This is a genomic window from Bradyrhizobium sp. 170, assembly GCF_023101085.1.
Classification (GTDB): Bacteria; Pseudomonadota; Alphaproteobacteria; order Rhizobiales; family Xanthobacteraceae; genus Bradyrhizobium.
In genome coordinates, this window is the sequence record NZ_CP064703.1 from 4,114,152 (window position 1) to 4,129,060 (window position 14,909).

Here is a 14,909-nt window from a genome sequence, read left to right on the forward strand (position 1 = left end):
CTGGGGGTGGTAGGAACGTATAGTTGCTAATTATCTTAGTAACTAAGATGTACATCGACTAAGATATGGAGATTGGCTTGTCAAGAGCGAAGGCGCGGGCTGCGCTGATGCAGGAACTTGAGAACGCGCTGCGGCGCGGGTCCGCGCAGGGGACGATCTTTGGTCAAACGGTGGCCAATACCGTCGGGATTTCGGGCTCCGACCTCGAATGTCTCGACTTTCTCAATCTGGAAGGCCGGGTTACCGCGGGACGGCTGGCAGAGGTCACGGGGCTGACCACGGGCGCCATCACCGGCGTCGTCGATCGATTGGAGAAAGCGGGCCTGGTCCGCCGCGAGCGCGATCCCGACGATCGCCGCAAGGTGTTTATCGCGACCGTCCCGGAGAACGTCGTCAGGGTCGGGCGCTTCTACGAAAACATGCAGCGGGGCATGGTCAAACTCTGGGAGACCTATACGGACGCCGAACTGCGGCTGCTGGTGGGATTTGCGACGAAGGGCTACGAGACGTTGCTGGCGGCGACCGAGGAACTCAAATCGATGGTCGAAGCGCCCAAGAAAACGCAAACGAGAAAGTCAGAGCAAAAGCCCGCCAAGAAGGGCAAGCGGACCTAGGAAGCCTTCGCGGGCACCATGAGCGCGGGATTGGCGCCAGCCTTCCAGCGCTCGGCGGCGACGAACATGCCCCACATTGTGCCCAGCATCATCCAGAAGTGCCGCCAATGGTCGGTATCGATGATGAAGCTCTCGCCGACAGTGCCGAGGAAAGCTGCAAAGATGGCCAGGTAGATCGGTTGCCAGGGCACGCGGACAAAGACATAGCGGAACCCCGTCAGCACGGTGACGAAGACCAGCGCCGGATAGCAGACGCCGGAGAGCCAGCCACCCGACATGAACGCGTTCAGATAGGAATTGTGGGTGTCTTCGGGAAAGAAGCGGTTGAACTGCAGCGGCCCGATGCCGAACGGCAGCCCGAGCGCCATCTCCGCACCGAGGATATGCCGGCCGAAGCGGCCGAAACGGCCTTCATCATAGCTCTGATCGAAACTGGCGCGCTGCTTGAACAGCTGCGAGATCGAATCGAACGACAGCAGTACCGCGACCAGCGCGGCCGCCAGCACCACCACGACCAGCGCCATGACGATGATGCGCGAGCGCTGCGACTGCGAGCGGCTGGTCAGCACCATCAGCGCCAGCATGACGGCGGAGGTGATGACGAGCATGCCCCACGCCGCGCGTGAGAACGCCAGCAGGATCGCCAGCGACATGATGCCGAACGCGATCGCGTTGCGGAGCGATTTGCCGAACTTGTCCGAAACGACGCTTTGCAGCGCGAGCAGCGCCGGCAGGATCAGGAACGCGCCGTATACGTTCGGATCCTTGAAGGTGCCGCGGGCGCGGTCATACAGCGTCAGCAGGTCGCGCCCGCCGGGGACCAGATTGAAATAGCCGGCGATACCGGCGAGCGACGCAATCACGGCACCGACAACGAGGCCGCGCCGGAGCATGTCGAGCCGCGCCGCGGTGTCCTCGGAGATGACCATCGCGAAGAAGATGACCGTGACCGCCATGTACCAGGAGGTCGCGATCCAGTTCGGCACATTGGGCCGGTCCATCACGGCGACCGCGCTGATGCTGTAGCCGATATTGATCAGGAACAGGAGCAACAGCAGCGGCATGAACACCAGCCGCATCCGCAATCCCGTTGCGAAGAAGATCAGCGAGGCGGCCAGCGTCGCCAGCTCATAGGGCGAGGGTTCGATAAAGACGATGGCGCCGCATGCGCCGACCAGCCACACCATCGCGCGCTGCAAGGCAAGCACGCCGGGCGCGGCCGTCATCGATGGGAGGGAGCCCCCGGCTGTCGCCGCATACGCCATCACACACTCACGCAACGCAACAAAACTACGACACCACTATCCGCGTCATTGCGAGCGAAGCGAAGCAATCCATCTTTCCCAGCGTGACGCTATGGATTGCTTCCGCCTTCGCTCTTTGAGCTACGGCGGACAAGTCGCTGCGCTCGCAATGACGGCGAGGTCTCCTCAACTCAATACGCGTTCTCGCTTTTGGTCATCAGCGCCAGCGGCGTCTTGAGCAGAATGTAGAGGTCGAACAGCACCGACCAGTTCTCGATGTAATAGAGATCGAACTCGACGCGCTTCTGGATCTTCTCGTCGGTATCGACTTCGCCGCGCCAGCCGTTGATCTGCGCCCAGCCGGTAATCCCCGGCTTGACGCGGTGGCGCGCGAAATAGCCGTCGACGGCCTCGTCGAACAGCCGGCTCTGCAATTTGCCTTGCACGGCGTGGGGACGGGGGCCGACCAGCGAGAGGTTGCTCTTGAACACGACGTTGAAGAGCTGCGGCAGTTCGTCGAGGCTGGTCTTGCGGATGAAGCGCCCGACGCGGGTGACGCGCGGATCATTCCTGGTCACGACCCTGGAGGCGGTCGGGTCGGCCTGATGGTGGTACATCGAGCGAAACTTGAAGACGTCGATGCGCTCATTGTTGAAGCCGAATCTTTTCTGGCGGAACAGCACCGGCCCGGGGCTGTCGAGCCTGACAGCAAGCGCGACCAGACCCATCACCGGCAGCGCCAGCACCAGGATCACGAAGCCGACGACGTGGTCGAACAGCCACTTCATCACCAGGTCCCAGTCGGTGATCGGCGCCTCGAACACGTCGAGGGTGGGCACCTCGCCGAGATAGGAATAGGAGCGGGGACGGAAGCGCAGCTTGTTGGTATGGGCCGAAAGCCGGATATCGACCGGCAGTACCCACAGCTTCTTCAGCATCTCCAGAATGCGCGTCTCGGCCGAGATCGGCAGCGCGAACAGCACGAGGTCGATACGGGTGCGGCGCGCCAGTTCGACGATGTCGTCGACCTTGCCGAGCTTGGGGCTGCCGGCGCAGGTATCCATCGCGCGGTCGTCGTTGCGGTCGTCGAATACACCGAGCACCTTGATGTCGGAATCATCCTGGGTCTTGAGCGCCTGGACGAGTTGCTCGCCGTTCTGGTCGGCGCCCACGATGATGGTGCGGCGATCGAGCCGGCCCTGACGGGCCCAGCCGCGCACCAGCGAGCGCAGGATCACGCGCCCGGTCACCAGCGCCGCGAGGCCAGAGAAGAAAAACGCCGTGAGCCAGAGCCGTGAAATTTCGCTGCCGAGCTTGACGATGAAGGATGCGCCGATGAACAGCAGGAACACGAACGCCCAGGATGAAGCCATCCGGGTCATCTGACGAAGGTGGCCGCGGAATAGCTGCACCTGGTAGATATCGGCGGCCTGGAAACATATCACGGCCGTTGCGGCCACGCCGAAGATCGCCGCGAGAAACTCCCAGGAGAAGCCCCTGAGGGGGACGACATATCCGAAATAGAGCGCGATGCCGATCGCGCCCAGCATCGCGAAGTCGATGACGCGGACCACGCCTGCGATCACGATCGGCGAATAGGCACGGCCGACTTTCTGGTTGCTGATGGCAAGGGCGGCCGGGGTAAGTCTGCGGCGCCGTTCGACCGGCTGTTGATCGGCGGTGGCGGTCATCGCGGCCGTCGCCGCGGAGTCGAACATCGAGCGTGCGTTAATCGGTTCCACTGGTCCACGTCCGTTCTGGAGCATGCACATAAGAACGTGCCTGTCGGTGCGGAATTCCCCACACCCACGGCTTACGGGACAAATCGGAAGAAACGGTTACGTTGGTAAAGAACGGTTAACGATTGGCAAATGCGTCGCGGTAGCCGGCAAAGACGCCCTCGACCATCGCCCTCTGCGAAAAATGCTGGAAGATTCGTTCGCGCAGCGATTTGGCCCGCTCCTTCGCCGCGGCCGGATCCTTCAGCGCGGTTTCGATCGCGTCGGCCATGGCGGCGGCGTTGCTGGGGGCGAACAAGGCATCGCCATGCGGGCCGAAAATCTCGGGGATGCCGCCGATATTGGCGGCGACCATCGGAATGCCTGCGGCCGCCGCCTCGATCACGACATAGGGCATGGAATCCCCGCGGGAGGGAACCACCAGCAGCGAGCCCTTGGAGAAGCCGTAGCGCGCCTTGACGTGGCCGATGAACCGCACAGCCTCGCCGAGGCCGAGCTGTTCCACCTGGGCCTTGAGGCTTGCGCTTTCCTCGCCGTCGCCGGCGAGCGTGAGCGTCACCGGACGACCGCCGGCGCGCAGCCGTACCACCGCGTCGATCAGGAGGTCGGCGCCCTTGATGTGGCGGAACTCGCCGACATAGATCAGGTCGGTGGCGTCTTCGGCCTTCACGACCGGATCGAATTCAGTGGCAGTAACGCCGTTGAACACGCATCGCACAAGTCCCTTCGGCGCGCCGATGGTGCGCTGATAGGTGTCGCGCGCAAACGCGCTTTCGAACAGGAACAGGTCGGTATCGTTCATCAGCGCGCGTTCGACACGGGCGTAGATGCTGCCCTTCAGCGTCGCCAGCGGATAGTGGAGCGAGCCGCCATGCGGGGTGTAGACCCGGATCCTGTCGCGGGAAGCAGTCCGCAAACGCATGAAGGCGCCGGCCTTGGCGCCGTGACCGTGCAGCACGTCCGGCTTCAGTTGGCGGATCATGCGCTGGAATCGGGCCCACACCAAAAGATCACTCGGCAGCGGCTCACGGCGAATGGCCGTGCGGTGAACGCCGAGCTTGAGCTTGGGAGCGATTTCCGCCAGCGCCTGTTCGGCGCGTTCGCCGCCGGTGAGGCTGTCGGCGATGATGCCGACGTGATGGCCGCGATCGGCCTGGCCGTTGGCGAGATCGAGGATATGGCGGAAAATGCCGCCGACAGGCGCGCGCGTGGCGTGCAGGATACGAAGCGGCTGACCGTCAACGACAGGCATGATCAGAACCAGCGCTCGCCGACGAGCACGGTGTCGCCGGGGCTGAGGGGGGTGCCTGGCGGCACGACGAAACGCGCCGGTCCCGATGCATCGGTGTGGGTCAGCGTGACGCGGTCGCGCCGCGCGCGTGGCGAGAAGCCGCCTGCAATGGCTACGGCACTTTCAACGGTTATGTTGGGTACATAGGGGTATTGGCCCGGCGCCGCTACTTCGCCGAGGATGAAGAACGGCCGGTAGGATTCGATTTCCACGGCCACGGAGGGTTCGCGGATGAAGCCGCGGCGCAGCCTGGCCGATATTTCGGCCGCAAGCCCCGCCGTGGTGCGGCCGCGCGCCGGAACCGCGCCGATCAGCGGCAGCGTGATCGCGCCGCCGGCGTCGATCGCATAGGTATTGGTGAGGCCTTCCTGGCCGTAGACCACGACGCGCAGCCGGTCGCCGGCATCGAGATGATAGGCCGCGTCGTGAGGGACCGGCGCCGGTTCGGCATAGGCGATCGCGACCGGCGCGGTTCGGCCCATGCAGCCCGCGAGTGCGAGGGCGGCAACCAAACATGGAATTGGGGCGAGAGCGCCGCGCATTACGGGAATCCTGCAAAAGTATCCCGCGATTAAGGGTGTTCATGGTTAACAAAAAATGACCAGGCGCATGCGGGGCGCCGTCTCGGGGCGCAAGCCGGGCAAATTAACCCAGCGGCAACCATAATGGAGTGTACTTGGCCGGGTTCGAGTGGACCAGCAGTTGCGTCCGCGGGAGTGTGCGATGCGTTTGGCGTTCTGGCGTGCAGGCAGGGACAAGCCGGTGGTGCAGCGGCCGGTGGCAAGGCCTGCGCCTTCGGCCCCGAAGCCCGTCGCAGCATCCGAATCCGGCGATCTCGATCTGCATGCGCTCGGCGGGGCGCTGATGCGCAAGCGAAGCCTGATCATCGTCCCGACGGTGCTGGTGCTGGTGGCATCGCTCGCCGCGGTCAACATGATCACCCCCCGGTTCAAGTCGGAAGCGCGCATCCTGATCGATGGGCGTGAGAACGTTTTCCTGCGGCCGAGCGGCGAGCGCAACGATGAGCGCAATCCGCTCGACGCCGAAGCCGTCACCAGCCAGGTGCAACTGGTGCAATCGCGCGATCTGGCCCGCGAGATCATCAAGAAGAACAAGCTTGCCGAGCGCCCCGAATTCGATCCGGTGCTGCAGGGATTTTCGCCGCTGAAGTCATTGCTGGCCCTGATCGGCATCGGCCGCGACCCGTTCTCGCTGACGCCGGAAGAGCGTGTCCTGGAAGCCTATTACGATCGCTTCACGGCCTACGCCGTCGACAAGTCCCGCGTCATCGTCGTCGATTTCCAGTCCCGCGATCCCGAACTGGCGGTGCGCGTGGCCAACTCGATTGCCGAGGGCTATCTGGTGCTGCAGCAGGACGCGCGGCAACAGCAGGCAAAATCGGCCAGCCAGTGGCTGTCGGGTGAAATCGAGGATCTGCGCAAAAAGGTCGCCAAGGCGGAATCGCAGGTCGAGGATTTCCGCTCGAAGTCGAGCCTGTTCGTCGGCACCAACAACACCACGCTCTCCAACCAGCAGATGGGCGAGCTCAACACGCAGTTGAACAACGCCCGCGCGCTGAAGTCGGATGCTGAATCCAAGGCGCGGTTGATCAAGGAAATGCTTCAGAGCGGCAAGCCGATCGAAGCTTCCGAGGTGCTCAATTCCGAAACGATCCGACGCATGTCCGAGCAGCGGGTGACGTTGCGCGCGCAGCTCGCCGAGCAATCTTCGACGCTGCTCGACGGCCATCCCCGCATCAAGGAACTGAAGGCGCAGCTCGCCGATCTCGATCGCCAACTGCGCGAGGAGGCGAGCAAGATCTCGCGCTCGCTCGAGAATGACGCACGCCTCGCCAGCGGCCGGGTCGATGGCCTGACGAACAGCCTCGACCAGTTGAAGAAGCAGGCGGCTTCGAACAACGGCCAGGACGTCCAGCTCCGCGCGCTCGAGCGCGACGCCAAGGCGCAGCGCGATCAGCTGGAATCCTTTCTCGCCAAATATCGCGACGCGACCGCGCGCGAAAACATCGAGGCGACGCCGACCGATGGCCGCATCATTTCGCGCGCCACCGTCTCCAACACGCCGGCCTATCCGAAGAAGCTGCCGATCGTGCTGATCGCGACGCTGGCGACCTTGTTGCTCACCTCGGGTGCGATTGTGACCGGCGAGCTGTTGCGCATGACCGCGCCGCGGGCAACCGGTGCGGCTTCGCCCGAAGTTGCGCGCGAAATTGCGCCCGAAATCATCATGGCTGCTCCGCCGGAACCGGTGCGTGCGCCGGCGATCGCGCCCGAGCTTCCCATCGCGGACCTCGTTGACACGGATCACGCCTCCGAACCGGTGTTGAATGAACCGCGCGTGGACAGCCCTCGCATGGACACCGCGGCGGAAATCGGTGAAATCGAGCAAATGGCGGATGTCCTGGTCGGCGCAGGCTCCGCGGCACGCAAGGTCACCGTGCTCGGCACGGCATCGAGCGAGAGCATCACGCTGACCGCACTGACGCTGGCGCGGCTGATGGCGCAGCAGGCGAAAGTCGTGGTCGTCGATCTCGTGGCATCATCGCCGATGATGACGGCGGCGTCGGCTGATCCGGTTGCGCCCGGGCTTGCCGAACTGATGCAGGGCGAGGCGTCGTTCGCGCAAATCATCACCAAAGACCGGCTGTCGCGCGTTCATCTCGTCAGCGCCGGACGCCCCGGCTTCGACCGCGCGCAGCTCCAGTCGCCGCGGTTGGCGCTCGCGATCGACGCACTGCTGCGGGTCTACGATCATGTGCTGCTGGATGCCGGAACGGCCTCCGATCTGCCGGCCGAATTGCTGACGTCACAGGCGCAGGCAGTCGTGGTGCCCGAAGCGTCGATGGCGCAGGACGCGCGCGCGCTGATGTGCGACCAGCTCAAGGCGGTCGGCTTCGCCGAGGTGACGATGCTGAGCAAGCCATGCGAGCCTTCGGATGCAGTCGAACCCGGCCCGCGCGTGGTAGCGGCGTGAAGGCCATATTCGAACCCGCCATGCTGAAGAGCGCGTAGCGCGTCTCGAAACATGAACGGCCCAGGCCGTGGCCGTCGGCCTTCGAGACCGGCGCTTCGAGGCCTCCTCAGTGTGACGGAGATGACGAGTTCTTACCGTTTCCGGCTCTCCGTGCTCGGCTCGACGACGAGATCGACCACCGGCGGAAGATCAACTGCGGTCGGGGACGAGCCTTCAGGCGTATCGAGAATGGTCTTGATGCTCGGCAAATCAGGCAGTACGACCTTGGGCAAGGGTGTGATCGCGACGGGTCTGGCCCTCAGGCTTTCGAGGTTTTTCTTGGCCTTCTCGTGGCCCGGATCGATCCGTAGGGTAGCCTCATAGTCCGCGACGGCTTCGTCCCGCTTTCCAAGCCGGCTCAGGCACACACCTCGATTGTTGTACGCATTGGTGTAGCGCGCGCTGAGCTTAATGGCTTCGGAGTAATCCGATATGGCCTGGTCGCATTTTCCGGCGTTGGCCCAGCTGAGGCCGCGAGTAAAGTAGTAGTTCGGATTGCGCGCGTTCAGCTGAATCGCTCGCGACAGGTCGTTTAGCGCCTCTTCATGGCGAGACAAGTCTGACAGGATGCTGCCCCGTGAATAGAAGTACTTCGCGACGGGCGTGCTGCTGCGTTTGATCGCTTCGCCATAGTCTTCGAGCGCGGTTTCGGACGCGCCGGATCGTTCGTAGATCTCTGCACGGACGGCGTAGGCTTCAGGCGGTTTTGGATTGAGATTGATAACCGTACCGGCATCCTTGATCGCATCGTCGTACTGGCCGATTTCGGCGTTGTTGCGCGCCCGGTTCTGATAGGCGAGCGCATATTTGGGGTTAATTCGGATCGCCTCGCTGAATTGGGCGATGGCCTTTTCCCGATCGCCGCCGTTGGCGTAAGCGACGCCCAGATTATTGTAGACGGCGGCAAGCTGAGCGCCCCTGAAACGGCCGCTCTTGATGAGCGAGGCGCAACCCTTAAGGCTGATTTCCGGGTTCGGATTGTCGCAGTCCCGCAACGGATCGGCCGCGACTGGCGTCAAGGGAAGCGTGGCGACGGCAAGCACGAGCAGGAAAATTCTCATGTCCTTCTCCCCCAGGATTTAAAAATTGCCCCCGCGCAACAACGCAGGGTAAAAACAGGATCGTAGTGGATTTCCCCCATACCGTACACCGCCGTTTATCGGGTTATCTGCTGGTGTCGATGGCGCTCCGACAGTGACAGCCAGCCTCGTCGGGCAAATCAGTGCGCGTCGTCAACGATTGCGTTGTCCGGTCGTCCCAGACGAAAATATTCCTGTTTTCGTCATCGCCACATCAGCACAATGCGGCGCGGGGATGCGTACTCGTATCTGATGCATGGAGCGCGCCTTGCATACAGCCGTCCTCACCCGCGCTTGCGGGCGATCCAGTATTCCAGAGATGTCGGTGATGAGATTGAGAAGTCGCGGCGTACTCGATCCCCCGCATGCGCGGGCTATGACGCACCGGGGGGCTGCGTGACGGCTTTCAGCTGAACGCGTTGCGCAGCTTTTGCGCCATTTCGAACAGCGCTGGATTGTGCTTCACCAGCCGCTTGGTGCGGTTGAGGCCCGACATGACGCCGGCGGCAAGCTTGCCGCGCTGGCTGAGCGGGATGAAGCTGTCGAAGATCGGCTCGTCGCTCTTGCAGAACAGCCGCTTGTAATCGTCCGATCCGATCCCGAGGTCGAGGGCGCGATAACCCTGCGCGGCGTAATGATCGATGATGTCGCGCATCAAAATCAGGCCGGGGCTGTATTTCGAATTCGCCGACATCGTGTAGGTATTGAACATCATCGAGAACCGATGGCCGTCGGCGACGCCGGCGAAGATTGCGATCACTTCCTCGTCGCATTCCAGCGCGTGGATATCGATGGCGTGCTTGCCGCCGGCGAGCGGCGCGGTGCAGGAGCCGCGGACAAAATCCTCGATGCCGGGATCGGAGAAGACATTCGGCAGCTTCTGTTCGGCCATCCGCAGCGGCTTGACGCGGAAGAACCAGTCGAGCAGTCGCGTGATGTCCGCCTGTGACGACGCCACGTGACTGCGATAGCCGGGCAGGGACTGCAGCTTGCGTTCCTTGCCCTTGAGGCGGCGGCGGAACGAGTTGCTGACCAGCGCCGCGGGCGCGGCGCCGGGCTCCATCGCCAGTAGCGGGCAATCATTGGCGGACGGCTGATGCGGCAGCAAGGCGAGCGGATTGGGCTGATCGCGCCAGCGAGCCGGTTGCTGATGCAGCGCGAGGACGTCGGCTTCGGATCGCTGCGATATCGCCGATATCAGGCCTTCGAGATCGGCCGGCGTTGCGCTTGCGGCGAAATCGCGGTCGAACAGCGCCATGTTGAAGGTGGAATGCTTGCCGCCCATGAAACTGGCGCAACGCGCGCCGTAAGCGTGTCTGAGCGCGAGCGGGAGCAGAGCCAATGGACGGCGTTCCGCGTCGTAGGCGATCACGATGAACGGAGCGAGGCCTTCGCGCTCGCCGACGTGCCGTTGCCAGGGACTGAGGAAGTCGAACCGCTGATACGGCGTGAAAGAGACTTGCGCGCCTTCCAGGTTGCGCCAGATGCCTTCCGCGGCGGCGAGGTCGTGAACGATGTCGATGCCGGCGATGCGGCTCGCCTTCGACCACGTTTCTGCATCCGCCGTCCGGTCTTCAATCGCGGCAGCCATGGTCATCACAGAGCCCGTGCTATATGAAATTGTTTACAATTTTCGGCTTTGGCCGACCTTCGCAGGGAAATGTCAACAAAGGGTAATACAATCCGGACGCGGCGGGGCAGCGCGACGGTAGGTTAGGGACGGGACGTTGGCGTTGGATATCGGAATTTTGCGGCGGGCCCGGATGGAGCTCGCTTATTTCAGCGGCTATTTCAGACTGAAGCAGCGGGAGACCGGCGGCGCCGGCGTCATTTTGCGGTTCGAGCGCGTGCGTCCGCGCGATTCCCGCCCGTTTCAGCCTAACCGGTGGCGTGAAATCACGCCGCAATTTCTCGACCGGACGATCCGTGCGCTGAAGCGCTGGAACTTCGATCTGATCACGATGGACGAAGTGTGCCGGCGGGCGGTCACGCTGCCAAAGGCCAATCGATTTGCCTGCCTGACCTTCGACGGCGGCTGCAAGGATGTCATCACGCAGGCCTATCCGGTGCTGTCGAAGCACGGCGTGCCCTTCACCATCTACCTGCCGACCGCGCTTCCGGACGGGCTCGGCGAAGCCTGGTGGCTCGCGCTGGAAGACATGATCGCGCGCGAGGAACGCATCAGCCTGATGATCGACCGCAAGGAGCGGCGTTTCGCAACGGGCAGCATGCCGGAGAAATATTACACTTTCGAATTTCTGACGAGCTGGATGCGGACGCTGCCGCCGCCGGATCTTTCGTTCGCGATCCACGACCTCTGCACGCGCTACTCCGTCGATCTCGCGACGCTGTCGCGCGCTGCGTCGATGGATTGGGAGGATCTGGCGAAGCTCGCCGCTGATCCGCTGGTGACGATCGGCAGCGCAACGGTGAACTATCCCGCGCTGTCCAACCTGAAAGAGGCCGACGCGCAACGCGAAATGACCATGGGCAAGGCGGTCGCCGAGGCCGCCTTGCGCCGCGCCGTCAGGCATTTCGCCTATCCGTTCGGCGATCGGCAATCCTGGCGCCGCGAGCACGTCGTCATGGGGCAGGAGGCAGGTTTCGCCAGCGCGGTATCGACGATCCCGGGGGTCGTCGAAGCCAAGGGATATACCAATCTGCATGCCCTGCCGCGGATCGCCTGGGACGGACGGCAGCGTTCGCTGCGCATGATGCGGGTGATGCTGTCCGGAATCATGTTTCCGCCGGTCAGGCCGACCCGGGATAATTGGGTTTAGGTGCCTATGGGCTTGGCGATGTCCGAATTACCCTCGGAAGCGGCCATCCCGGATTGCCTTCAGCACGTCTCCTTTGTGCCACAGAAGCAGACATCCGCGCATTTGGTGCTTCGCGTGTTGGGAGTAATGTATGCTCGCTTTGGAAAAAGCCTCTAGGAGTTGGGACCTTGCCTCCGACGTTCATATATTTTGTAGCCTTGTTGGTCTGGATACCCCTTGCGTGTCTGGTTTGGGTCTTGGCCGGAGTGATGGCGCTCAATCGAGGTACCCGCCGCAAAGGATTGGCGCTTGCTCTAGCAATGGCGGCGACTTTTCCGTCTGTTTTCCTTTTCCAAGCTGCCGCTGCACCTTTGATAGCAGCAATGGTTGTCGGCGTAGCATGGCTGTCAGGCATTCTGGACCCCGCATCCACGGTCACACACGTCACGACTAACGGACTGGTGATCGCCACAATCTCTGGGATAATGCTGCTCGCCTTCGTCACAATGCTAACCGTGTCCACCGTTGGATTCTTTGAGGGCTGGCTGCTGGGGTGGCGCTGCGCTCATGGGGAGCGTTTCCGCGATGTGATCAAGCGCGGACCGACGGCTCGTCTCCTTCGGCGACTGGGGTTCAGAAAGCTGCAGCGCGCTTCATAGACGGGTCCGCTTCGGGTCACATGAGGCGAAATTCCCGAGTGACAAGCGCATGTCTGCTTTAGACTTCAAAAGCGGACATCTCTCGTTCTATGAGTACATGCCCTAATCTAGGCGGCGCGGTCCGGCCGCGACATCCAGCTGATGATCGGCATTGCCGGCAGCACCCATCCGAGCCCCGCCACGACATAGAAGATCGCCTGCAGCAGACCCGAACTGGCCAGCCATGGCGTCTGGGCGATGGTCATTCCCAATAGCGACCACACCACGACCAGCACCAGAAGTGCGATGGTTCCGAAGAATTTGCGGGTGCGTATGGTCATGGCGGATATGTCAGGCTCGTGGCGGGTTGCGCGCGGGAAGGGGCGGACTATAAGGGGCGCGCCACTTCAATCAAGCGCGCCTTTAAGGCGGGCCAAGACTGATTTCAAGACGGGTTTTATGACCGGTAGTTCCGCACAGCAGGCTCCGCATCCAGGCGCCGTCAGATGGTGGCTGATCGTGGTCGCCGCGCTGATCGCGGTCATGGTGCTGGTCGGTGGCGCCACGCGGCTGACGGAATCCGGATTGTCGATTGTCGAGTGGAAGCCGGTGACCGGCACGCTGCCGCCGCTCAACGAGGCGCAATGGACACAGGCGTTCGAGGGCTACAAGGCGATCCCGCAATACCGCGAACTCAACGCCGGCATGAGCCTTGCGGAGTTCAAGACCATCTTCTGGTGGGAATGGAGCCACCGCCTGCTCGGGCGCGTGATCGGCGCGGTCTATCTGCTGCCATTCCTGTACTTCCTGTGGCGTGGCGCGCTGGGCGCTGAGCTGAAACGGCGGCTGTGGGTGATCTTTGCCCTCGGCGCGCTGCAGGGTGGGGTCGGCTGGTGGATGGTCGCGTCGGGCCTCACGCAGCGGACCGAGGTCTCCCAGTATCGGCTGGCGACGCATCTGGTGCTGGCCTTGATCATTTTTGCCTCGATCGTCTGGACGCTGCGGCGGATGACGGCGCGTCCGCATCCCGTTGTCCCGGTGCGGCTGAAGGTCTCCGGGGTGGCTTTGCTCGGCCTGACTTTCGTTCAGCTTTATTTCGGTGCGCTGGTCGCGGGGCTGCGGGCGGGCAGGGTGTACAACACCTGGCCCGAGATCGACGGCGCCTTCATTCCGTCGGCGGCGCGGCTGTGGTTCGAGGAACCATGGTGGCGCAATTTGTTCGACAACACGCTCACGGTGCAGTTCGAGCACCGTATGACCGCCTATGCGCTACTGATACTGGCGGTGCTTCACGCCATCGACGCCATGCGGTCGCGGGCCGGCGTTGCCGTTATCGGCGGCGCGTGGTCGCTGGTGGCAGCGATCACGCTGCAGGCTGCGCTCGGCATCCTAACGCTGCTGCATCAGGTGCCGATCGATCTGGCGCTGGCGCATCAGGCGGTCGCGATCGTTGTGCTGACGCTTGTAGTCTTGCAGACTGAGCGCCTGGTTGCACGCCGCGTCGAGCACGATCGGCAACTGGTTCTGCCGCTCGGACAGCCCGGTTGAAATTGAGCAATTCTAATCTGCCGGCATTCCGGGAAGTGCCCGATTTACAGGGGTTTCTTGTTGCACGACGCCCTTGACGCGTTTGTGGGGCGTGCGACCGCTTTACTTGGATGGTTTGGGCGATAAAACGAAACAAAAACAGGTCTCGTTCCATGTCGTCAGCATTCATTCAGGCCGCCGTCATCCTGCTCCGTGAGGGGCTCGAAGCCATGCTCGTGATCGCAGCGCTGGCGGGCTATCTGACCAAGGCCGGCGCCGGTCATCGCATTCAGGCGCTTTATGCCGGCGCGCTCGCAGCCGTCGGCGCCAGCTTCGTTGCGGCCTGGTTGTTTGCGGTGCTGAATTCGGGCGATCACAGCGACGTCCTGGAAGGCATCATTATTTTGCTTGCCGCTGCCCTGATGCTCTACGTCAGCGGCTGGTTGATGGTGAAGCAGGATCCCCGTGGATGGCAGGAGTATCTCGCGCACAAGGCCGATCAGGCGCTGTCGCAGGATACGGTGTGGGCGGTCGGCGCGCTGGCGTTCTTTGCGGTGTTTCGCGAGGGCGCGGAGACCGTACTGTTCATCAACGCGCTCGCCAAGACTGAGGGCGGCTGGAGCGCGGGCCTGTTCGCCGGCTTGGTTGCGGCAGCGGCCGCGTTGGCCGTGCTGTTCTATTTCATCAACCTGATTGCGCGGAAGCTGCCGCTGCGGCCGCTTTTCATCATCACCTCGGCGTTCCTGTTCGCGATGGCGATCAAGTTCATCGGCGAGGCCGTGCAGGAGTTCCAGGAACAGGCGATCATCACGGTCACCGAGGTCAAGGGCTCGGCGTTCCTGACCGCGATTGGCTTGAATCCAACGCTTGAAGCGCTGTCGATCCAGGGCCTGGTGATCCTGTTTGCGCTGGCGACCTATTCGGTGGTCCAGCGCAACAACCGCCTGATGCGCGAGGACAAGGCAATGCGCGCGGCCGAGTAGTT

12 protein-coding genes are annotated in these 14,909 nt (G+C 62.9%); 5 read left to right on the forward strand and 7 right to left on the reverse strand.

What is annotated here, in order from left to right:
* The first annotated feature begins 107 nt into the window (after positions 1-107).
* Positions 108-614 (forward strand): MarR family transcriptional regulator, encoded by a 507-nt coding sequence (locus IVB05_RS18955; protein ID WP_247786790.1) that lies wholly within the window; start codon positions 108-110, stop codon positions 612-614.
* Here IVB05_RS18955 and IVB05_RS18960 read toward each other — a convergent pair.
* From IVB05_RS18960 to IVB05_RS18975, 4 genes are all read right to left on the reverse strand, one after another.
* Positions 611-1,879, reverse strand: a complete 1,269-nt coding sequence (locus IVB05_RS18960; protein WP_247786131.1) for an O-antigen ligase domain-containing protein — start codon at positions 1,877-1,879, stop codon at positions 611-613. The genes IVB05_RS18955 and IVB05_RS18960 overlap by 4 nt on opposite strands.
* Positions 1,880-2,049: 170 nt before the next feature.
* Positions 2,050-3,576 (reverse strand): undecaprenyl-phosphate glucose phosphotransferase, encoded by a 1,527-nt coding sequence (locus tag IVB05_RS18965; RefSeq protein WP_247786792.1) that lies wholly within the window; start codon positions 3,574-3,576, stop codon positions 2,050-2,052.
* A 139-nt stretch (positions 3,577-3,715) separates the two neighbouring features.
* The gene (locus tag IVB05_RS18970; protein WP_247786132.1) at positions 3,716-4,849 is read right to left on the reverse strand and encodes a glycosyltransferase family 4 protein; all 1,134 of its coding nucleotides are present in this window, start codon (positions 4,847-4,849) and stop codon (positions 3,716-3,718) included.
* Positions 4,850-4,851: 2 nt separating this feature from the next.
* Positions 4,852-5,370: a polysaccharide biosynthesis/export family protein gene (locus IVB05_RS18975; protein WP_247786133.1), complete on the reverse strand. Its 519-nt coding sequence runs from the start codon at positions 5,368-5,370 to the stop codon at positions 4,852-4,854.
* A gap of 241 nt (positions 5,371-5,611) precedes the next feature.
* Here IVB05_RS18975 and IVB05_RS18980 point away from each other — a divergent pair, with 241 nt between their 5' ends.
* Positions 5,612-7,882: an exopolysaccharide transport family protein gene (locus IVB05_RS18980; RefSeq protein WP_247786134.1), complete on the forward strand. Its 2,271-nt coding sequence runs from the start codon at positions 5,612-5,614 to the stop codon at positions 7,880-7,882.
* 131 nt (positions 7,883-8,013) lie between these two features.
* Here the strand turns inward: IVB05_RS18980 and IVB05_RS18985 are convergent, their stop codons facing one another.
* Both IVB05_RS18985 and IVB05_RS18990 read right to left on the reverse strand, forming a co-directional pair.
* Positions 8,014-8,982 (reverse strand): tetratricopeptide repeat protein, encoded by a 969-nt coding sequence (locus IVB05_RS18985; RefSeq protein WP_247786135.1) that lies wholly within the window; start codon positions 8,980-8,982, stop codon positions 8,014-8,016.
* A 424-nt stretch (positions 8,983-9,406) separates the two neighbouring features.
* The gene (locus IVB05_RS18990) at positions 9,407-10,597 is read right to left on the reverse strand and encodes a GNAT family N-acetyltransferase (RefSeq protein ID WP_247786136.1); all 1,191 of its coding nucleotides are present in this window, start codon (positions 10,595-10,597) and stop codon (positions 9,407-9,409) included.
* Positions 10,598-10,763: 166 nt separating this feature from the next.
* Between IVB05_RS18990 and IVB05_RS18995 the strand changes: the two genes are divergently transcribed.
* The gene (locus IVB05_RS18995; RefSeq protein ID WP_247786137.1) at positions 10,764-11,780 is read left to right on the forward strand and encodes a polysaccharide deacetylase family protein; all 1,017 of its coding nucleotides are present in this window, start codon (positions 10,764-10,766) and stop codon (positions 11,778-11,780) included.
* A gap of 745 nt (positions 11,781-12,525) precedes the next feature.
* Here IVB05_RS18995 and IVB05_RS19000 read toward each other — a convergent pair.
* The gene (locus IVB05_RS19000; RefSeq protein ID WP_108513535.1) at positions 12,526-12,738 is read right to left on the reverse strand and encodes a DUF2842 domain-containing protein; all 213 of its coding nucleotides are present in this window, start codon (positions 12,736-12,738) and stop codon (positions 12,526-12,528) included.
* 118 nt (positions 12,739-12,856) lie between these two features.
* On the opposite strand from IVB05_RS19000, the gene IVB05_RS19005 reads away from it, so the two are divergent.
* Positions 12,857-13,945: a COX15/CtaA family protein gene (locus tag IVB05_RS19005; RefSeq protein ID WP_247786138.1), complete on the forward strand. Its 1,089-nt coding sequence runs from the start codon at positions 12,857-12,859 to the stop codon at positions 13,943-13,945.
* A 152-nt stretch (positions 13,946-14,097) separates the two neighbouring features.
* Positions 14,098-14,907 (forward strand): FTR1 family protein, encoded by an 810-nt coding sequence (locus IVB05_RS19010; RefSeq protein WP_247786139.1) that lies wholly within the window; start codon positions 14,098-14,100, stop codon positions 14,905-14,907.
* The last annotated feature ends 2 nt before the right edge of the window (positions 14,908-14,909 follow it).